Below are 21131 nucleotides of genomic sequence, written 5' to 3' on the forward strand. Positions count from 1 at the left end.
ATGGCGCTACTGGTGGCCACTGCCATGGCCACCACCGCGCTGGCAGCATGCGCAGCAAGCCCGCCTGTCAATCCGGCCCCGGCCGCGGCGCGGGCGGAGGATGGAGGCATTGCAGCGGCCCGTGGCGTCCTAGCCCGCCTGGGCCTGCCGGCGGACCGTTTCGATCTGCGTCTGGCGCCTGCGGGCGCGCAGCCGTTCTACCATGTGGAGGCGGCCGGCGGGCGGGCGACGGTTACCGGATCATCTCCGGTGGCCGCGGTGCGCGGCGCCTATGCCTATCTGAACGAAGCCGGCCTTGCCTCGATCAACTGGGAAGGCGACCGGATCGCGCAGGATGCAGCGCTGCCCGATCATGCTGGCGAGCGGATCGCTTCCCCCTTCGCCAGCCGCGCCTATCTGAACACCTGCACCTATGGCTACACCACGCCGTGGTGGGATTGGGGGCGCTGGCAGCGTGAAATCGACTGGATGGCGGTCAACGGGATCGACATGCCGCTCGCGCTGGAAGGGCAGGAATATATCTGGCGGGCCCTGTGGCAGGAACAGGGCCTCCGCGACGGGGAGATCGCCGCATCCATGTCCGGCGCGGCGTTCCTGCCGTGGCAGCGCATGGGCAACATCGAAGGCTACATGGCGCCGCTGCCCGACGGGTGGATAGACCGCAAGCGGCTGCTGCAAAAGCAGATCCTCGGCCGCATGCGCGAACTCGGCATGTCGCCGGTCCTGCCCGCCTTTTCGGGCTATGTGCCCAAAGCCTTCGCGCTGAAGCATCCGGAAGCGCGGATCTATCGCATGCGCGCCTGGGAAGGCTTTACCGAAACCTACTGGCTCGATCCGTCCGACCCGCTGTTCGCCCAATTAGCCAAGCAGTTCCTGGATCTCTACACGCGCGAATACGGTGCCGGCAGTCATTATCTGCTGGATGCCTTCAACGAAATGGTGCCGCCGATCGCCCAGGACGGCAGCGATGTTAGCGAGGCGGCCTATGGCGACAGCACCGCGAACAGCGCCGCGGCAGAGGCGGCGCAGCTTCCGCCCGAGATGCGCCATGCCCGGCTCGCCGCCTATGGCGAACGGCTGTATCATTCCATCACGGCGGCCGTTCCCGATGCGACCTGGGTCATGCAGGGGTGGCTGTTCGGGGCGGACAAGACGTTCTGGACGCCTGACTCGGTCGCCGCCTTTCTCGACCGCGTGCCCGACGACCGGATGCTGATCCTGGATATCGGCAACGACCGTTATCCCGGCGTGTGGCGCGACACCGATGCCTTTAACGGCAAGCAGTGGATCTATGGCTATGTCCACAATTACGGTGGCAGCAATCCGGTCTACGGCGATCTGGATTTCTACCGGCAGGATCAGGCGGCGCTGCTGGACAGTGCAGGGCGCGGGGCAGTGGCCGGCTTCGGCATGTTCCCGGAAGGGCTGCACAGCAATTCGATCAACTATGCCTTGAACTACGATCTGGCGTGGGGTGCCGGCGAAGCATCCACCGCAGCCTGGCTGCGCAAATGGCTGGCGGCGCGCTATGGCCGCGATCTGCCGGCAGCACAGGCGGCTTGGGCCGACCTTGCGGCGGGCACCCTGCAGACCCGGTACTGGACGCCCCGCTGGTGGGAGAACCGGGCAGGCGCTTATCTGCTGTTCAAGCGGCCGACTGCTGACGCTGCCGAATACCCGACCGCGCCTGGCGATCGCGTGGCGCTGCGGCGCGGGCTGGCGCAGCTGCTGGCGCTGGCACCGGAACTGGGTGACGAACCGCTGTACCGCCATGACGTGGTGGAATTCACCCGTCACCTTGCTCTGGTGGAGCTGGACGAGCGGATTTCCGGCGCCGTCACCGCCTATGCGGCGGGAGACGTGGCGGCAGGGGACCGGCTGGCCGCGCAGGTTGCCGATTTCACCATGCGCACCGATCACCTGCTGGGCGCGCAACCCCAATCGCTGGCCAGCTGGATCGGGGAAGCGAGCGCCTACGCCGCCAACCCAATCGAAGAACAGGCCTATGTCCGCGCGGCCCGGGCGCAGGTGTCCGTCTGGGGCGGAGAAGGCAATCTTGCCGATTACGCGTCCAAGGCATGGCAGGGGCTGCTGGCAGGATATTACCTTCCCCGCTGGAACCACTTCTTCGCAGCGCAACGCGCCGCAGCCCTGGCCGGACGCCCACTGGACGATGCGGCCGTACACCAGGAACTGGTTGCGCTGGACCGCGCCTGGGCGGCGTCGGACGATGCAGTCGTGCAGCAGCGACCGACGGATCCGGTCGCGGAAGCACGTTCGCTGCTGGAGCGGATCGACAGATGATCGCCGCACCCGTGCCTTCCGTTGCCCCCGCCTCGGGGCAGCCGACCCGCTTCGTGTCCCTGGACGTGTTTCGCGGGCTGGCGGTTGCCCTGATGATCGTGGTCAACACGGCTGGCCCGGGTGCACCACCCTTCACGCAGCTGGTGCACGCATCGTGGACCGGCTTCACCCTGGCCGACCTTGTCTTCCCCAGCTTCCTGTTCGCTGTGGGCACGTCCATGAGCTTCGGCTTCCGCAAGCCCGTGCCCACGCGCACCTTCTATGCCCGCCTGCTGCGCCGGGTCAGCCTGATCTTCCTGCTGGGCTTCCTGATGTACTGGTATCCGTTCGTGGCTCCGCAGCCCGGGGGTGGTTGGGCGCTGAAGCCCCTGGCTGACACGCGGCTGACCGGCGTCCTGCAACGGATCGCGTTATGCTATCTGCTGGCGGCTCCGCTCGTGCGCCACCTTTCCATGCGGGCGCTGGCGGCAGTCGCGTTGCTGCTGCTGGTCGTGCACTGGGCCGTGCTGATGCAGTGGTCCTTGCCCGGCGAAGCATGGTCCCGCCACGGCAATGCCGGAACGCGACTGGACCTATGGCTGATCGGGCGGGACCACCTGTACCGCAAGGATGGCGGCTTCGATCCCGAAGGGCTGCTCGGCACCCTGTCGGCAACGGTCAATCTTCTCGCCGGGTTCATGGCCGGCCGCTTCGTGCAGCATGCTGGCCGGCAGGCCCGCAAGGTGGCACTGCTCGCGCCGGCCGGATTAATGCTGATCGTGCTGTCGCTCGCATTGTCGGCGGTGGTCCCGCTTTCGAAGAAGCTGTGGACCGGCTCCTTCGTGTTCCTGACCGTCGGTATCGATCTGGTGCTGCTGGCTCTGCTGATAGTGTTCGAACTGCGTCGCCGCCAGCACGGCAGCGGCTTCCTGGGCGTGTTCGGCCGCAACCCACTGGCGATCTACCTGTTCTCCGAACTGCTGGTCATGACGCTGGTGCTGATACCGGCGCCCCCGCACGAGCATGCCTGGGCATGGATCGGCGTCACCATCTTCCAGGGCATCGCGCCGGGCCCGTTCGGCTCGCTCCTGTGCGCCACCGCTTACATGCTGGTATGCTGGTTGTTCGGCTGGCTGCTGGATCGCAATCACTGGCATCTGCGGCTGTGACTGGTTCGCTAAGGGTCGCTCAGCTCCGCGACCAGGTCATAGGCATCGCCCCGGTAATAGGAGTGCGTCACCTCGACCGGGCGGCCGTCGGTCAGGAAGCTGCGGCGTTCGATGAACAAGCCCGCATGCCCCTGCGCGACGCCCAGGCGCGATGCCTGTTCCTTGTCGAAGCCGAGTGCGCGTACGCTCTGCAGGGCGCGGACGGGGCGATTGCCGGAGGCCCTCAGCGCATCGTAGAGGGAGTCGGTCACGTCATCCAGGCTGTGCAGTGCGTATCCGGCGACCGTCGACGCCTCGAACGCCATCGGCATGCCGTCGGCAAAGCGGATCCTCTGGAAGCGGAACACGGGCGATCCGGGCGACAGGTTCAACGACAGCGCCTCCTTGGGCGTGACCGCGCCCTGCATTCGGGCAATCCATTCATTGCCCGGCACCAGCCCGCGGGCGCGCATGTCTTCGGAAAAGGATGTCAGCAGGGCAAAGTTCTTTTCCACGCGCCCGCCCGCAGGCGTACTCGCCTCCGGCCGTCGGGCGACAAACGTGCCCGCACCCTGCCGGCGCTCCAGCATTCCGTCCTCCACCAGTCCGTCCAGCGCCCGGCGCACGGTGACGCGCGACATGCTGTACCGTTCGGTCAGGTCGCGTTCGCTTGGCAGCGCGGTTGCAGGAGCCAGCCGCTCACGCTGGATGGCGGATCGGATCAGTTGCTGCAATTGCAGGTAGAGCGGCCCGCTCCCACCGGGTTCCAGGGCACCGATCCGATCAATCACAGACATTCTCGCTCTCCATGGCGCAGGCTCTTGAGGCATCCGGCCCGCCTTGAACAATGGCGGCATCGACCAGACGCGGCAAGGGACGACACCTGCCCGCGCTTCTCGCTGCTCTCCAGAGCACCACACCGCGCTGCGTCAGGACCGCCACGGCCCCTGCCGCAAGCTGAGCAGCATGCCCCCTGCAGACCCAATTTGCGACATGCTAGGCTGAATAAAATGCATATACGATACCAGCGCAAGACATTTGCAGTTTCGGAGGATTGATGCCCGACAGCGTGGATCAGCAAGAACAGGCATGCAGCGGCGGTACCCGCATGCGCCTTGAGGCAGCGCAGGCCGGACCGGCGGTGGCGGCAATGCTGCGGCGCAACGCTCCGGCGCTGGAACGCTTGGGGGCGATGCTGCGAGCGAACCCTCCGGCAGTGGTGGTTACCTGCGCGCGCGGATCATCCGACCATGCCGCGACTTTTGCCAAATATCTGCTGGAGGTGCTTTGCGGCGTGCCGACCGCCTCTGCTGCCTTGTCCGCGGTGTCCATCTACCACTCCGCCCCGCGTCCGGCCGCAGATGCACCCGTGCTGTGCATCGCCATCTCCCAGTCGGGGCGCAGTCCCGATCTGCTGGCCAGCGTTGCCGCGTACAAGGCGGCCGGCGCGCAGGTGGTAGCCCTGGTGAATGATGAAGGTGCGCCGCTGGCGGACATGGCGGATGTCTGCCTGCCGCTCTGCAGCGGTCCCGAACTGTCGGTCGCGGCCACCAAGTCCTATATCTGCTCGCTGTCACTCCTCGCTGCGCTGGCGGCGCACTGGGCCCAGGACACGGCATTGCTCCAGGCACTCGATGAATTGCCTGCCCAGCTGGATGCGGCCTTTGCGCAGGACTGGGCACCCGCCGTCGCCACCTTGCAGTCAGGGCGCAACATGCTGGTGATCGGCCGCGGCTTTGGCCTGGCGGCGGCGCAGGAGGCGGCGTTGAAGTTCAAGGAAACCACGGCGATCCATGCGGAGGCGTTCAGCGCCGCGGAGGTCCGCCACGGACCGATGGCGATTGTCGGCGAAGGCTTTCCCGTGCTCGCGCTGGCATGTGCCGACCAGACCAGTGAGGATGTGTGCGGCGTGGCGGCGGAATTTGCCCGCCGCGGGGCTGCCGTGCTGCTGGCAGGCGGAGTGGCCGCGGGCGCGACAACGCTGCCGGTGGTGCGCACGCATCCGCTGCTCAGCCCCATCGTCACCATCGCCAGCTTCTACCCGATGGTGGAAACGCTGTCGCGCGATCGCGGGCTGGACCCGGATGCGCCGCCATTCCTGCAGAAGGTTACCCGCACATTATGACGGTTCATGCCTTCCGCAACGGTCACGTGCTGCTCGCGGGCGGGCAGACGGTCGGTGCGGCCTGCCTGTCGGTCGACAAAGGGCGTCTGACGGCGATCTCCAGCGATCCGCGGGACGTGGCGGCCTACGCCGGAGCCATAGACTTGCAAGGCGGCTGGCTGGTTCCCGGCTTTGTCGATCTGCAGGTGAATGGCGGTGGCGGCGTCCTGTTCAACGATGCCACGGATGTCGCGGGGATCCGGGCGATCGGCGCCGCTCATGCCCGATATGGCACAACCGCTTTCCTGCCCACGCTGATCAGCGACAACCCGGCCGCCATCGGACGCGCTCTGGAGGCGCTGGATGCGGCGATCGCGGCCGGCGTGCCGGGGGTGGTGGGCGTGCATGTCGAAGGGCCGTTCATCAATCCGGGTCGGAACGGCATTCACGACCCGTCCAAGCTGCGCCGCCTTGACGAGGAGCAACTGTCGGCACTCGCCCAACCGCGCCGCGGGCCGGTGCTCGTGACCCTTGCCCCCGAACTGGCCGCGCCGGGCCAGATCCGACGCCTCGCCGACGCCGGCGTGCTGGTCAGCATCGGCCATACCGATGCGACCGCCGAACAGGTGCAGGCCGCGCTGGCCGATGGCGCACGCGGCTTCACCCATCTGTTCAACGCCATGTCGCCGCTGCACCATCGCGCACCCGGCGCCGTCGGCGCGGCGCTGGCGGACCGGGACAGCTGGTGCGGCCTGATCGCCGACGGCATCCATGTGCATCCGCTGGCACTGAGGCTTGCTCTGCAGGCACGGGGATCGGATCGGTTGATGCTGGTGACCGATGCCATGCCCAGCGTCGGCAACGACGGGCGCGGCTTCATGCTGGACGGTCGCGAGATCAGCGTGATCGACGGGCGGTGCGTTTCCGCTGACGGCACGCTGGCCGGAGCTCATCTGGACATGGCCGCAGCGGTGCGACTCATGGTGGCCGAAGGTGGCGCCACGGTAGCCGAGGCAGTTCGCATGGCGAGCGCAACTCCGGCCGCTTTCCTGCGGATGGAGGGGGAAATCGGCGCTCTCGCGATCGGCCGGCGCGCCGACTGGGTGTGGCTGGATGACAGGCTGGAGGTGCGTGAAACGTGGATCGGGGGCCAGTGTGTCGCACGGGCTGGTTGACCGCTTCGATCCTGCTGGAGGGCTGTGGTCATGGAGATAAGTATCCTGTCGCCGCTGGCCGGATGGCTGCTGCCCCTGGATGAGGTTGCCGACCCGGTATTCGCGCAGCGCCTGCTGGGTGACGGGATGGCGATCGATCCGCTGGCCGGCATTCTGCATGCCCCGGCTGCCGGCACCATCCGCTCCATCCACCAGGCTGGCCATTCGGTCACGCTGGTCACGGCGGAAGGGGCCGAATTGCTGATGCATATCGGGCTCGACACGGTGGCATTGCAAGGCGCCGGCTTTGCGCCACAGGTCGTCGCCGGCCAGCAGGTCCTCGCCGGGGAAGTGCTGATCCGGTTCGACCTGGCCGCACTGGGATCCCGCGTCCGCAGTCTGGTGACTCCCCTGATCTGCGCCAATCCGGATCGTTTCGCCGTCGCGGACCGGCGCCAGCCGCAATTGCTGCAGCCCGGAGATCCATTGATGACGCTGCGCCCGGCCGGGGTGCGGATCACGTCCGGAACGGTGAGTGCAAGCGCCCCTGAACTCCGTTGCACGGTACGCATCCCGCTGGCTCACGGGCTGCATGCCCGACCTTCGGCACAGCTGGCGGCTGCGCTGAAGGGACTGGTAGCGGCGGCCAGCATCCACCATGGCGGGCACCGCGCCAATCTGCGCAGCCCCACCGGCATACTCGGCCTGGGCATCCGCCATGGCGACACGATCGAGCTGAGGGCCCAGGGCGCGGATGCGGCCGAAGCGCTGGACCGCGTGGCAGCGCTGATCGAGAGCGGCATGGGCGAAAGCCTGCCCTTTGCCGATGACGGTGTGCTGACCGCGCCGCAAAGCCCGCACGGCACGCCCGAGGCCGGACTGGCCGTGGAGGATGACCAATTGCCGCCTGCCGGGCTGACAGGGGTCACAGCGGCCGCCGGGCTGGCCATCGGCCCGGCATTCCGCCTGCGGGTGGCGCAGGTCGCCATCGCCCCCGCCATGGCCGACGATGTCGCGGGCGAGCAGGCCTGCCTTGTCCGCGCGCTGAACGAATTGCAGACCCGGCTGGGAACCGCATCCGCGAATGCCACGCCGGCGCAAGCGGCCATTCTCCAGGCCCATGCCGCTTTCCTGGAGGATGCAGACCTGCTGGATGAGGCCGAGGCCGGGATTGCGACCGGCATCAGTGCCGGCGCGGCATGGCACAACGTCCTGCTCGCACGCTCGAAAGTATTGCGCGCCTCACCCGATCGAAGGTTGGCGGAGCGGGCGGACGATCTCCTCGACCTCGACCAGCAGATACAATCGCTGCTGACGGGGGAGGAGCCCGCGTCGGTGGAGGTGCCGGAAGGTGCCGTCCTGATCGCTGATGACCTGCTGCCATCCCAGGTCGCGGCACTCGATCCGCAGCGCGTGGCCGGACTCGCCATTGCGGGAGGCGGACCGACATCGCATGCCGCGATCATCGCCGCCAGCCGTGGTGTGCCCGCTGTCATGGCGCTGGGCCCGGGTTTGCAGCGCATCGATGATGGCACGCCCCTGATCCTCGATGCCGATGCGGCCGTGCTGGAGGTCGCGCCCTCGCCGGCGCGCCTGCAGCAGGCACGGTTGCAGCTGGAGCGTGCCGCCGACCGCGCGGCGCGGGCACAGGCGGCGGCAGGACAGGAAGGGCGCACGGCCGATGGCGTCCGGATCGAGATGTTCGTCAATCTGGGCTCGCTGGCGGATGTCGCCCCCGCCCTGGCGGGAGGCGCGGAAGGCTGTGGCCTGTTGCGGACTGAATTCCTGTTCCTGGACCGGACCACTGCGCCTGACGAAGCCGAGCAGGCCGCCGATTACTCCGCCATCGCACAGGCGATGGAAGGACGACCGGTGATCGTGCGCCTGCTGGATATCGGGGGCGACAAGCCGGCGCCCTACCTGCCGATCGCGGCGGAGGAGAACCCCGCCCTGGGCCTGCGCGGCATCCGAGTGGGCCTGGCACGACCCGCGGTGCTCGCCACGCAGTTACGGGCGATCCTGCGGGCCAACAGCCACGGAACGCTGCGGATCATGGTCCCCATGGTGGCGCGAGTGGAAGAATTGCGCCAGGTGCGCCGCGCGCTGGACGCGGCGGCGGACGAGATCGGCACCGGCGCGCAGCTGGGCGTCATGGTGGAAACACCGGCCGCGGCGATGATCGCGGACCTGCTGGCGGCCGAATGCGATTTCCTGTCGATCGGCACGAATGACCTGACGCAATACACACTGGCGATGGACCGCGGCAACGCGGCGGTGGCGGGCGGCATAGACGGGCTTGATCCCGCGGTGCTGCGACTGGTCGAACGGTGCTGCGCCGGGGCTGCCGTACATGGGCGTCCTGTCGGCGTCTGCGGGGGACTGGCATCGGACCGTGTGGCCATTCCGCTGCTGCTGGGACTGGGCGTCACCGAACTGTCCGTCACGCCGGCGGCGCTGGCGCTGGCCAAGGCCGATGTCCGGGCGCTGTCCCATGCGCGATGCCGTGGCCTGGCCCAGCACGCCTTGGCACTGGACGGCCCCGCGGCTGTCCGCGCCGCCGCCCGTGCCGCACTGGAGGATTGGGGTCTGTGAAACAGGTGATGGAACCGCTTCAGGCATTGGGGCGCGCGCTGATGCTGCCCATCGCAGTGCTGCCGATCGCAGGGTTGCTGCTGCGGCTGGGCCAGCCCGACCTGCTCGACATCGCCTTCATCAGCGCGGCCGGGAATGCCGTGTTCGCCAATCTGGGGCTGCTGTTCGCAGCGGGGGTCGCCACCGCCTATGCGCGGGACGGGAATGGGGCGGCGGCGTTGGCCGCCATCGTCTGCTATCTTGTCACCACGCAAGGGGCCGCTGCCCTGCTTCGCGTGCCGGAAACGATTGGGGCCGGGCTGCCGGCTGAAGCGACTGCTGCCATCCGTTCAGACTGGGCGGCCGCGGCGATCGGCAGGCTGGCGGTGCCGATCGGCATCGTCGCGGGCCTGATCGGCGGCCAAGGCTACAACCGCCTGTCCGGCATCCGGCTGCCCGCTTACCTCGGCTTCTTCGGAGGCCGCCGCTTCGTGCCGATCGCCAGCGGAGCGGCCGGGGTGCTGCTCGCCTTGCTGGTGGGCCTCGCTTATCCCGCGCTCTCCACCGCAATCGAGGCGTCAAGTGCCGGTATCCTGGGGAGTGGCGAGGCAGGATTGTTCGTGTTCGGCCTGCTGAACCGGCTGCTGCTCGTCACCGGCCTTCATCATATCCTGAACAACATCGTCTGGTTCGTCGTCGGTGATTATGGCGCGGCGACCGGCGACCTGCGGCGTTTCTTCGCCGGTGATCCGACGGCAGGCGCCTTTATGAGCGGCTTCTTCCCGGTGATGATGTTCGGCCTGCCCGCGGCGTGCCTGGCCATGTACCGCACGGCCCTGCCGGAACGGCGCAAGGCGGTCGGCGGGATGTTGCTGAGCATGGCGGCGACATCGTTCCTGACGGGAGTGACGGAACCGATCGAGTTCACCTTCATGTTCCTCGCTCCGGCTCTGTTCGTGGCCCATGCGGTGCTGACCGGCCTTTCGATGATGCTGATGTCCGCACTGGACGTGCGGCTCGGCTTCGGCTTTTCTGCCGGGCTGTTCGATTATGTCCTGAATTTCGGTCAGGCGACCCGTCCGCTGTTGTGGCTGCCGATCGGACTGGGCTACGCCTTGCTGTATTATTCCGTGTTCGTGTTCGCCATACGACGCCTGGATCTGGCAACCCCCGGCCGCGACCGGTTGGCGTCGGCCGAAGCAGGACCGGAAAGCGAACTACCCACCGCCGCGGGCGATCGTTCGCGAGCCGGGGACTTCATCGCGGCGCTGGGCGGCCCCGGCAATTTGCTGGAGGTGGGGGCCTGCACCACGCGCCTGCGTCTGCGCATCGCCGATCGTACGGCGCTGGACGAGCCTTTTCTGAAGCGGCTGGGCGCGCATGGCCTGATCTACCCCAGTGCGAATGCCGTGCAGATCGTGTTGGGCCCGGTGGCCGATCAGGTGGCGGAGGAGATCACCGCAGCATTGGCGAGCGGCCGCCCGGCGGGCGCCTCGCCCGGTACCGCATCTGCCGCCCCGACGGACACGCCGCTGCACGCCCCGATGCGCCGGCCGTTGCCGGCCGCGATCCGCGCCGCCCTGGGCGAGGGCGCGCGATGGGAGGTGACGCATAGCAGATTGATCGTCAGCGGCGGGGATGTGAACGAGGACGAGTTACGGCGGATCGGGCTGCGTGGCAGTGTCCGGATGGGCGAAACGATCCACTTACTCTTTGCGCCGGAAATCCTGGCCTCCTCGCCGGACGCCACCGCAGAGCCGACAGGGAGATCTGCAGCATGACTTCCCGCAACCATTTCGCCGCCATCGTGCCGGCTGGCCTGTCAGCGGCACTGGCATCCGCATCGCTGGCAGGCTGCGCTGTGCCTGGGCGGGCCGACCGGGCCGCGGGCGTCGCGCCGGCACACGCCCCGGCGACGTGGGATGCGGTGGGGGCCCGCAATCCGCTCATCCCCGGCTACCTCGCCGATCCCAGCATCGTGGAGGTCGACGGCGAGTACTTCCTCTTCGCGACCCTGGACCCCTGGGGCGGCGACAGGCTGGGCCTGTGGCGGTCGCGAAATGGGCGTGACTGGACATTCTCCATGCCCGACTGGCCCAGCAAGAGCGCCGCGCGCAGCGCGACTGCAAATGACGGGAAAGTCTGGGCGCCATCCGTCGTGCAAGGGGTGGACGGGCGTTACTGGATGTATGTCTCCATCGGCAGCGAGGTCTGGGTAGGCGTCGCCGATCACCCCGCCGGACCGTGGCGCGATGCCAATGGCGGACGCCCGCTGATCCCCGGCGATTTCCGGCCGGGCTTCCACATGATCGATGCCGAAGCCTTCGTCGATGATGACGGGCAGGCGTATCTTTACTGGGGTTCCGGCCTCAAATGGGTCAACGGCCACTGCTTCGTGGTGAAACTGAAGCCCGACATGGTCAGCTTCGATGGCGAGGTCCAGGACATCACCCCGGCGCACTACTTCGAGGCGCCGTTCATGTTCAAGGCCAATGGACACTATTTCCTGACCTACAGCCACGGCAATACGACCAAGGACACGTACCAGGTGCGGTATGCCGTCGGCACATCACCAATGGGCCCGTTCACGGAGCCTGAGGACCGGCCGATCCTTGCCACGGATGCGGGCCGGTCGATCATCAGCCCGGGCCACCACGCGATCTTCCGCGCAGGCGGGCAGCCCTTCATCCTGTATCACCGGCAGGCGCTGCCCTTCCCGCGAGAGGACGACCGGGTGCTGCGCCAGATAAACGTCGACCGGCTGGTGGTCGATGGAGATCGGCTGGCCGTGGTGGAACCCACCCATGGCGGCCCTGACGTGCCCGGCGCCGCCCCGCGCCGGCGGGCCGGTCTGTCCGCTCGCCTGTCGGCGGCCGGTAACGAAGGCGATGCGAACCGCGCCGGGGACGACAATTACGCCACGGCCTGGCAGGCCCAAACGGCCGGCGCCAACTGGCTGACCGCGGATCTGGGCGCGGTGGTGGAGGTCGGCCCGTCCGAACTGCGCCCGGCCCTTGTCGCCGAACCTTTCCGCCTGTTGGTGGAGGCTTCAGCGGACGGGCAGAACTGGCGCACGATCATGCCCGAACGATCCGTCGAGGGTTCCCCCTTCATCATCCCCGCCGCAGGCCGCGCCCGATATCTGCGCCTGCGTCTGCCCCAGCCCACTTCTCTGCTGGAATGGCAGATATTCGCTCCGGAAGAGGGCACGGCCGCTGACAGGAGTGCCCGCTGATGCGCTGCCCCCGGATCTTGCCTGCCGTTTCGCTGCCTGCCCTGTTCGCGCTGATGCCGGCAGCGCAGCTGGCGGCGCAGGAAATTCCCCGGCCGATCCAGCCGCAGATCTCGCCCGACCGGCCGGACTGGGAAAATCCCGCGATCTTCGGCATCAACAAATTGCCGGCGCGCGCCACCGGCTTTCCCTTTGAAAACCGCGCCTGGGCGCTTGAGGGAGAGCAAGATCGCTCCGCCCGCTTCCTGTCGCTGGATGGAACGTGGCGCTTCGCCTGGGCTGCCGGCGTCGATGAGGCGCCTGAAGGATTCCACAGCCCGGATTACGATGTCAGCCAATGGGCGACGATCCCCGTGCCGGCCGACTGGCAGGCGCATGGCTTTGGCCAACCCCGTTACAACAACATAACCTACCCGTTCCCTGCCAACCGGCCGCTTATCCCCCACAACAGCAATCCGGTCGGCTCCTACCGCCGTGATTTCGATTTGCCGATCGACTGGGACGGCAGCGACATCATCCTGCACATCGGGGCGGCCGGCTCCGCCTATGCGGTGTGGGTGAACGGTGAGCGGGTCGGCTACAGCGAGGATTCCAAGCTACCGTCGGAATTCGACATCACCGCGCATGTGCGTCCCGGAACGAACAGCGTGGCAATCCGGGTGTGGCGGTGGTCCGACGGGTCTTACCTGGAGGACCAGGATTTCTGGCGGGTGTCGGGGATTGAACGTTCGGTCTGGCTGATGGCCGCGCCCCGTGCGCGGATGGCCGACTTCTTTGCCAAGGCTGGCCTTGGCCCGGATGGCCGCACCGGTACTCTGGACCTGACGCTGACAGGCACTGCACCCGCCGCCGGCCTGACGGCGCGGGTTGCCGTGCTGGACGGGACACGTGCGGTCCTGTCGCGCACCGTCCGCCTGGGCGAAGGCGATACGCGGGTGACGGGGGACGTGGCCGACATACGGCCCTGGTCCGCCGAGACGCCCGATCTGTACACATTGCTGGTCGAATTGCTGGATGCCGATGGCCAGGTGGTGCAAGCCACGGCGCGACGCATCGGCTTCCGCACGGTGGCGATGCGCAACGGGATGGTCACGGTGAATGGCCGTCCTGTGTATATTCGCGGCGTGAACAGGCATGAACACGACCCCGAAACCTTTCACGTCATCTCCGAAGAATCGATGCGCCGCGATATCGAGCTGATGAAACGCAACAACGTCAACGCGCTGCGCACCTCCCATTATCCGAATGCCGAACTGTTGTACGAACTGGCCGACGAATACGGCCTGTATGTGATGGACGAGGCAAACATCGAGAGCCATGCCTATTACGGCGCCGGGCGCCACAGCCGGGCGGATCAGGAAACATACTGGCTGGGGCACGATCCGGCGTGGGAAGCGGCGCATGTCAGCCGCGTGATGAACATGGTGGCGCGGGACAAGAACCACCCGTCCATCATCTTCTGGTCGCTAGGCAATGAATCCGGCACCGGCCCGACCTTCGCCAAGGCCGCCGCCGCCGCCCGCGCGCTGGATCCGACCCGCCTGATCTCGTTCCTGGGCTGGAGCGCGTCGGACGATTTCCGGGTGGTGGATTACTCCGACATCTATGCGCCGATGTACGATTCCGTGCCCAAGATGCTGGAATATGTGAACCGGACAGAGTTCAGCCAACCGCTGATCCAGTGCGAGTACGGCCACATGCAGGGCAATTCCGGCGGCAATCTGCAGGAGTTCTGGGATGCGATCTATGCGCATCCAGAACGGCTGCAGGGCGGTTTCATCTGGGATTGGGTCGACCAGTCGATGTACCGGTACACCGCGGATGGCCGACGCTATTGGGGTGACGGCAGCGAGTATGGCCCGAACCCGGGCGGCGATATCGAGTTTGGCGATGGCCTGCTGCAGTCCGACCGGACGCCCAATCCGCAATTGTTCGAACTGCGCAAGGTCTACCAGCCGATCACCTTTGCCGACGCCGACGCGGCGCAGGGGCGCATCCGGATCTTCAACCGGCATGATTTTCGCGACCTGTCCGGCTTTGCTTTCGACTGGGAGATCACCGAGAATGGGGTCGCCATTGCGCACGGGCGCATGGCGACGCCTCAACTCGCCGCGCGGGAGGACGGTTTGGTTCAGCTGGACCTGCCGCAGCTGCCGCGACGGGCGGGCGCAGAATATCTGCTGACCGTCAGTGCCCGTACCCGGGAGGAGGCTGTTCCGCTGGTGCCGGCGGGCACGGTGATGGCCTGGGGCCAGTTCACCCTGGCGCAGGTGCTACCGGCCGCACCGCAGCGGCCGACCGGCAGCGTCACGGTGGCCGATGACGCCGCCGCCGTGACACTGGTCACCGGCGACCGGCAGCTTGTAATCGACCGGGAAACAGGGCTGGTGCGTTACAGCATCGCCGGCAAGCAGGTCCTGGCAGGTGGTGCACCCAACTTCTACCGCGCCCTGACCGACAATGATCTGGGTACCGGGCCAGGCCAGCATCACGGCATCTGGCGGACCCTGTCGCAACAGCGCAGCGTGCAGCGCATTGTCGTGGAGGAACAGGAGAACGGCGCCGGCATGGCCGCGACCGTAACCATGCAACTGGGCGCGGGGGAGGTGAGCACGATGACGCGCTACACGATGGCAGGCGACGGCGCCGTTGCAGTGGATCAATGGTTCCGCCCCGAGACGACGGCCCTGCCCGATCCGCTGCGGATCGGCATGGCCTTTACCATGCCATCCCAGTACGTCGATCTGCGGTGGTATGGCCGCGGCCCGCACGAGACCTACGAGGATCGCAAGAGCGGCGCGCCCATCGGCATCTGGAGCGGAGCGATAGCCGACCAGAACCATGACTACATTCGCCCGCAGGAAACCGGCAACAAGACCGACACCCGCTGGATCGAGCTGACCGGCGGAAGCGTGCCAGGACTGCGCATCACCGGACAGCAGCCGCTTTCCGTCAATGCGCTGGCCTTCCCTTATGACGATCTGTCCCGCCGCGAACCGGGCACCCGCAAGAGCAGCGACATCGTGCCGCATGGTGACGTCACGCTGCTGGTGGATGCGGTGCAATCAGGTGTGGGCGGGGACACGCAGTGGGACTCCTATGGCCGGCCATACCCGCAATATCGCGTGCCGCTGGCCCGTTCGCACTATCGCTTCCGCATAGAACCGATCCCCGACTGATCGCGGGGCGGGGCGGCGTGAAGAACTATGCTGCAGATCCAACACTACAGGAGCTGTCGTCCGACAACGCAAACGCTCCCAGGCTGCAGCTTAATCTGCCGGGCCGGGATCGCCATACAGCAATCCGCGACCATCGGTGCCGATATAGACCCGCCCGAACAGGCGCGGGTCGCCGGAAACCACCCGGAAGCGCATGCCCCATTGATGCCGGTCGTCGTTGATCCGGCGCCAGGTGCCGCCGCCATCGATCGACTGCCAGATCGCATCGACGCCATCCAGCATGCCGATCGCATAGAGCGCCGGCCATTCGGCACCGGGCGCAGCCATGCCCAGCCCGTAATAACGTACCTCCAGGCCGGCGCCGGTGCGGGTCCAGCTGTCACCGGCATCGGCGGATCGGTACAGCGCCCCGCCCACGTTCAGCCATAGCAGGCCGGCACCGCCGGGTGTCGCCACCAGCGGGTTCTGCGCCTCGCGCCAGGTGACGCGTGCCCCGGACAGATCGGTGGGCAGGCCATCGCCAGCCGCGGGGTGAAACGTCGCACCGCCGTCTTCGCTGCGCACCATGCGGTTGGCGGCAAAATCGATGGCGTAGAAGCGGGCGGCGTCCACCTTGTCCGCGGCGACGCGTGTCCGTGAGGGAAGGCCTTGCACCGCCTGCCAGGTGCGGCCTCGGTCGCGGGTGATCGCCGGCCGATCCAGTTCTACCAGGAAGGTCCGCCCGTCGGCCGATACTGTGATCGCGGCATCGCCGGTCTGCTCTGGGGTGGGCGAACCGTCCGGGCGCGGAGCACCGGGCGGCACGGGCAGCGGCTGCCAGCTCGTCCCGCCATCATCCGACCAGGCGAGCGACGGGCCGGGGACGATGGGACGGTGCGTACTGCCACTCCGGACCATGACCTGCGGTTCCTGCCCGGCATAATCGAGAGTGTTGGTGTTGGTGAGATAGGGACTCGTATGGACGTGCGGTGGCGAGCTGGCGAGATCGTCATGCCGGAAGCCGCCAATGTCGCCGAATGCTGACACCAGATGTGCGCCGCCGGTCGGGCTGGTCAGCGTGATGATCGCGTTCTGCTCGATGCCTCGTGTCCAGGGCACCCACTTCATCTCGCCCGGTTCGTCGAAGCCTTGCGTCGCATACATCGTTGCGCCGGTGACGTAGGCGGCATGGCCGGCGTCGAACGGATCGATCGCGAGGCCGGCGATCCAGTGGCCGAAATCCGCCTTCCCATCCAGGTCGAGGAACGGTGTGGCCGAAACATCGCGCACGCTGCGGCGCTGGAGTTCGTCCCACGTCCGGCCGGCATCCGCCGAACGCCAGACGGTGTCGATCGGCTGGTAGCGGTTGACCGTGCTGACGGCGATGACACGCGGGTCGTGCCGCGACACGGCCACGCCGAAGAAGCCGCCGGGCTCCTCGCCGGCGGCGCGCGGCGGTGTCACGTCCTGCCAGCTTCCCGCCGCAACGTCATACCGCCAGACCGCGCCGTCGCGGACGCCATTGGGGCCGATCGCATCCGACCAGCTGATGGTCAGGACGCCGTCGCCCCCGATCGCCGCCTTGGTCGGCAGCAACGGTGCGGACGGACCGCCGCTCACCGCCCGCCAACTTGCGCCGCCATCATCGGACCGGAACAGATGGTCGCCGCCCGGATCGGCGCTGCCCACGAAGACGCGGCCTGGCTGGGCCGGATCGAACAGGACGAATGACAGGCCGCCATGCGTGGTGCGCCGCTGTGTCGGCGTGCCCAGGCCCGGGCGTGGAAAGCTGTCCACCGGACGCCAGGTCGCGCCCGCATCGTCGCTGCGCCACAGACCATCGTGGCGCGAGCCGAAGAACAGCCGGTCGTGATCGTGCGGATCGACCGCAAGCCGTTCGCCCATGCCGCGGCCATCCTCGTTCCCGCCCATCTTGAACGGCACCGGACTGACCTGCCAATGCGCCCCCCGGTCGCTCGAGCGGAAGATCGCGGCAGGCCCGCCCCAGCCCATGCCGGCCGCAAGATAGACGATGTCCGCATCGACCGGATCGGGGGTGATGCTTTCCACCCCCATATAGCTGCCGATCGCCTGATCGTCCTGCAGCGGGATCCACCGGTCGCTGGCACTGTCGAACCGGTAGGCGCCGCCCATGTCGGTGCGCAGATAGGCCAGCCCGCGCTCCACGGGCGAGAAGACGATGCCGGGCGCAAAGCCGCCACCGCCCACCGCCGCGTTGCGCCATGTGTAGGGAGCGTCCGTGTCGACCACTGCCTGCGATAGGCTCACGCCCGGAACAGTCATGGCCAGCGCCAGGATGCACAGCACCCGCCCTTTCATCCGCCACCTCGTCATCGCCATCCTTTCGATATTCCTTCGCAGCCGTGCCGTTACTCGGTCAGCCAGCTGGTGCGGCACAGTTCCGTGCCAGGTAATCCGCGTGCGACGGCATCGCCTCCGCCGCCCGCGCGATGGTCGTGCGCAAATGGGCCAGAAAGCGGGTGGTCTCCTCCACCGGCAGCATGGCGACGAGCGGGTCGGCGCGGCGCGGAACGATCCCCTGCCCCAGCAACACCGCTATCCAGCTTTTATCCGAGAACAGCGAGTGCTGCGTCGGAAATACGCGCCCCTTCTCCCGCCACAGCGCGATCCGGCTGGCAAGGCTGTCGGGCAGCGGCATCGTGCGGCAATGATTCCAGAACTCGAAATCGTCCCGCCGCGTGGCGTGATAGTGCAGGATGACAAAGTCGCGGACATGCTCGATCTCCTCGATCATCAGGCGATTATATTTCTCGATCTCGACCTGGCTGAAGGTGCGGTCCGGCAGCAGCGCCATCAGCCGGGTGATACCCGACTGGATCAGGTGGATGCTGGTCGACTCAAGCGGCTCGACAAAAGCGGCGGACAGGCCGATTCGCGACGCAGTTCCCGGACCAGAGCTGTTCCCGGCGGCCGGCGGTGAAGCGCAGGATCCGCGAGTCGGCCAGCGGCGGCGCGTCCAAACTGCCGACCAGCATCGTGGATGCGGTTGCATCGTCGCTGAAGGCGCTCCTGTAGACGTGCCCGTTGCCGGTGCGGTGCTGCAACGGAATGCGCCAGCGCCATCCTGCCCGCTCGGCCGTCGCCCGTGTGAAGGGCGCAGGGTCGTCGATCTTCGCGGTCGAGATCGCGACTGCACGGTCGCATGGCAGCCATTGCCGCCAGTCGCGGTAGGCCACCCCCATCGCCCGTCCGAGCAGAAGCGCGCCGAAGCCGCTGCAATCGACGAACAGGTCCGCCGCGAAGCGTCGTCCGTCCTCCAGGCACACCGCTTCGATGAAGCCATCCGTGCTGCGCTGTTCGACCTCGACCACCCTGCCCTCCACCCGCTGCACACCGCGCTGTTCCGCATGGCTGCGCAGGAAGCGGGCATAGAGCGCGGCATCCAGATGGTAGGCATAGGCGATGCCGGACAGGACCGCTTCGGAGTTGGCGGAGGCTTGGCGAACCGCCCCCGGCGGGCAGCCGCGGTGGAGATCGCGTAATCGTCCAGCGCGCCCGGATCGGTTTCCGAACGGGCCAGAAGGTGCTGGCGCAGCCAGATCTGGTGGAAGCTTGTTCCCAGCGCGGAACGGTCGACTGCGCCAAACGGATGCATGTACCGTTCGCCCACGGCGCCCCAGCCGACGAACTCGATCCCCAGCTTGAACGTGCCCTGCGTGGCGGACATGAACGCCTGCTCGTCTATCCCCACGGCCGCGTTGAAGTCGAGCAGGGACGGAATGGTCGCCTCCCCCACGCCAACCGTGCCGATCGAATCGGATTCGATCAGCGTCACCTTTGTGCCGATGCCGGTCAGCCGCGACAGCGCCGCGGCCGTCATCCACCCCGCGGTTCCGCCGCCGACGATCACGATGTGGCGCAGCTTCCCGCGGCCCCTTCATTACATTTCGAACACCCGGTACATGACCCTCCGCTGATCATCGCCCATACCCTTTTTGTTCGCGGCGCCGTCGCAGGACGCCGAACAGGTTTGCGCTGGATGTCCTTAGGGGTGCGGTGCGGATGGTGGACAATCATGAGCGCGATCACCCTTCCCCGCCGCGTGGCAGTGGTGTCTTTCAAGGAGAAGATCGGCTGCGTTCCGCGGAGACTTTATGAGTGGGTAAAGAAGTATCCTGCACTTCAGATCTTGTTCGTCAAACCCTTGGCCTACGTTGAAGGCACCAGCCACCGGTCGAGTCCATCAGCATCAAGGCCGGCGCCTTTACAGTCCGCCGACCGCGAGGGCGACCTATCGCGTGCTCCACCGGTCAGCCGTACGCCTGATCGTCACCTCGCCTTCATATGGCCGGCAAAGCTGCAGCGCCTCATGCGGCGTGCCGTCGGTCCAGCAATCCCACACCGTCGGCGGCAGAATCACCGGCATGCGATCGTGGATACCGACAGCATGGATACAAGCTTCGGTCATCAGCATGCTGTAAGCTGGTCCCCACTCGTCAGTGTCGCGCCAGATACCGGCAGCGGTGAAGATGGGCTGATCGGGAAGCGCAAACCAGGTGCGTGTCATCGTACCTTTCTCGCCTTCGGCTTCGGCGAACTCGGTCAACGGGATAAGGCACCGGCGCGCAACGAAGCTGTCCCGCCACATCGGACTGCCGAGGTTTTCGGACCGCGTGTTGTTCACCGGGCGTGGCTTCAACGGCTTGCCGGTCCGCTTGCTCGTCTCCGATCGCGGAAAACCCCAGGTCATGCTGCGAAGCACACCACTTGCGAGCACCAGACCAGGGTATCCCGGATAAACTTCTTCGACCATATTGCCGCGCATGATCGCCGCGCCGCGAAACAGCCGGGCGACTTCGGCGTGCGAACTAGCCAGTCGATAAAGATTGCACATGACGCAAGGCTGCGGGTCAGCTGATCGTCTGTCAATCAACGGTTTCAGCACTACTTATGGGATTCCAGACAGCAGCGCCCAAACGTCGGGGCTGGCCGTCGAGCGATACAGCGGAGTGACGAGAGCTTAAGGGCGGTCACCGTCCGGTAAGGGATCAGCGCAACCACAGTATAGCAGTGGCACAAGCGTGCCCCCGTCAGCGATACCCAACAGGGCCGGATGCCAGTCAGCCCACCACTCTCACGACCAAGAAAGAGGCGATCGTCGTGGCGTCGCGCCGCCACACGCTGCTGCCGCTAGACGATAGTCTTCTACAAGCAGGGCAGCGCTTGAAGACCTTGCGAAGCTTCACGCACTACAGATACTTAGCTCGCCAGGGGTGCTTTGGTTTATGGATTGCGGCCAGGGCTGGCGATCACGGCTGTGGCGGCGTGTGCTTGGGTGGGCTTGCGGGTCTTGCCGGGCGGGCTGCGGGTCGCAGATGGCGGGAGCCAGAACGGCAAACGGCCCCGAGGCGGTGGCCTTGGGGCTGCAAGTGTTTTCAGTGGTGGTTGCGGGGGTTGGATTTGAACCAACGACCTTCAGGTTATGAGCCTGACGAGCTA

The 21131-nt window shown here is 67.0% G+C and carries 12 protein-coding genes and 1 pseudogene; 8 read left to right on the forward strand and 5 right to left on the reverse strand.

Annotation, left to right across the window (positions count from 1 at the left end; all coding sequences use genetic code 11):
* Together D5S08_RS13800 and D5S08_RS13805 are read left to right on the forward strand one after the other, a co-directional pair.
* On the forward strand, positions 1 to 2304 hold the full coding sequence (locus D5S08_RS13800; RefSeq protein WP_121119591.1) for an alpha-N-acetylglucosaminidase: 2304 nt from the start codon (positions 1 to 3) through the stop codon (positions 2302 to 2304).
* Positions 2301 to 3452 (forward strand): acyltransferase family protein, encoded by a 1152-nt coding sequence (locus D5S08_RS13805; RefSeq protein WP_121119557.1) that lies wholly within the window; start codon positions 2301 to 2303, stop codon positions 3450 to 3452. The genes D5S08_RS13800 and D5S08_RS13805 overlap by 4 nt, the downstream gene beginning before the upstream one ends.
* A gap of 8 nt (positions 3453 to 3460) precedes the next feature.
* Here D5S08_RS13805 and D5S08_RS13810 read toward each other — a convergent pair whose 3' ends face one another.
* Positions 3461 to 4228, reverse strand: coding sequence for a GntR family transcriptional regulator (locus D5S08_RS13810; RefSeq protein ID WP_121119559.1), 768 nt, complete (start codon positions 4226 to 4228; stop codon positions 3461 to 3463).
* A gap of 311 nt (positions 4229 to 4539) precedes the next feature.
* Here D5S08_RS13810 and D5S08_RS13815 point away from each other — a divergent pair, with 311 nt between their 5' ends.
* The 6 genes from D5S08_RS13815 to D5S08_RS13840 are packed head-to-tail and all read left to right on the forward strand — an operon-like array spanning position 4540 to position 15671.
* The gene (locus tag D5S08_RS13815; protein ID WP_121119593.1) at positions 4540 to 5556 is read left to right on the forward strand and encodes an SIS domain-containing protein; all 1017 of its coding nucleotides are present in this window, start codon (positions 4540 to 4542) and stop codon (positions 5554 to 5556) included.
* Entirely contained in the window at positions 5553 to 6710 is a 1158-nt protein-coding gene (gene nagA, locus D5S08_RS13820) for an N-acetylglucosamine-6-phosphate deacetylase (protein WP_121119561.1), read from the forward strand. The genes D5S08_RS13815 and nagA overlap by 4 nt, the downstream gene beginning before the upstream one ends.
* A 30-nt stretch (positions 6711 to 6740) precedes the next feature.
* The gene (gene ptsP, locus D5S08_RS13825; RefSeq protein WP_121119563.1) at positions 6741 to 9281 is read left to right on the forward strand and encodes a phosphoenolpyruvate--protein phosphotransferase; all 2541 of its coding nucleotides are present in this window, start codon (positions 6741 to 6743) and stop codon (positions 9279 to 9281) included.
* 8 nt (positions 9282 to 9289) lie between these two features.
* Complete coding sequence (nagE, locus tag D5S08_RS13830; RefSeq protein ID WP_121119565.1) at positions 9290 to 11041, forward strand: N-acetylglucosamine-specific PTS transporter subunit IIBC; 1752 nt, start codon at positions 9290 to 9292, stop codon at positions 11039 to 11041.
* The gene (locus D5S08_RS13835) at positions 11038 to 12495 is read left to right on the forward strand and encodes a family 43 glycosylhydrolase (protein ID WP_121119567.1); all 1458 of its coding nucleotides are present in this window, start codon (positions 11038 to 11040) and stop codon (positions 12493 to 12495) included. Before nagE ends, D5S08_RS13835 begins: the two co-directional genes overlap by 4 nt.
* 53 nt (positions 12496 to 12548) lie before the next feature.
* Positions 12549 to 15671, forward strand: a complete 3123-nt coding sequence (locus D5S08_RS13840) for a glycoside hydrolase family 2 TIM barrel-domain containing protein (RefSeq protein ID WP_241557417.1) — start codon at positions 12549 to 12551, stop codon at positions 15669 to 15671.
* A gap of 90 nt (positions 15672 to 15761) precedes the next feature.
* On the opposite strand, the gene D5S08_RS13845 is transcribed toward D5S08_RS13840, so the two are convergent.
* The 4 genes and pseudogenes from D5S08_RS13845 to D5S08_RS13855 all read right to left on the reverse strand — a co-directional run bounded on the left by D5S08_RS13845 (position 15762) and on the right by D5S08_RS13855 (position 20526).
* Complete coding sequence (locus tag D5S08_RS13845; protein WP_241557418.1) at positions 15762 to 18011, reverse strand: WD40/YVTN/BNR-like repeat-containing protein; 2250 nt, start codon at positions 18009 to 18011, stop codon at positions 15762 to 15764.
* Between the two features lie 37 nt (positions 18012 to 18048).
* Entirely contained in the window at positions 18049 to 18564 is a 516-nt protein-coding gene (locus tag D5S08_RS17370) for a tryptophan 7-halogenase (protein WP_277750420.1), read from the reverse strand.
* Positions 18530 to 19512: pseudogene (locus tag D5S08_RS17505) on the reverse strand (tryptophan halogenase family protein). Before D5S08_RS17505 ends, D5S08_RS17370 begins: the two are co-directional and overlap by 35 nt.
* Positions 19513 to 19923: 411 nt before the next feature.
* Complete coding sequence (locus D5S08_RS13855; RefSeq protein ID WP_121119573.1) at positions 19924 to 20526, reverse strand: SOS response-associated peptidase; 603 nt, start codon at positions 20524 to 20526, stop codon at positions 19924 to 19926.
* Between the last annotated feature and the right edge of the window lie 605 nt (positions 20527 to 21131).

This window comes from Croceibacterium ferulae, assembly GCF_003660445.1.
Classification (GTDB): domain Bacteria; phylum Pseudomonadota; class Alphaproteobacteria; order Sphingomonadales; family Sphingomonadaceae; genus Croceibacterium; species Croceibacterium ferulae.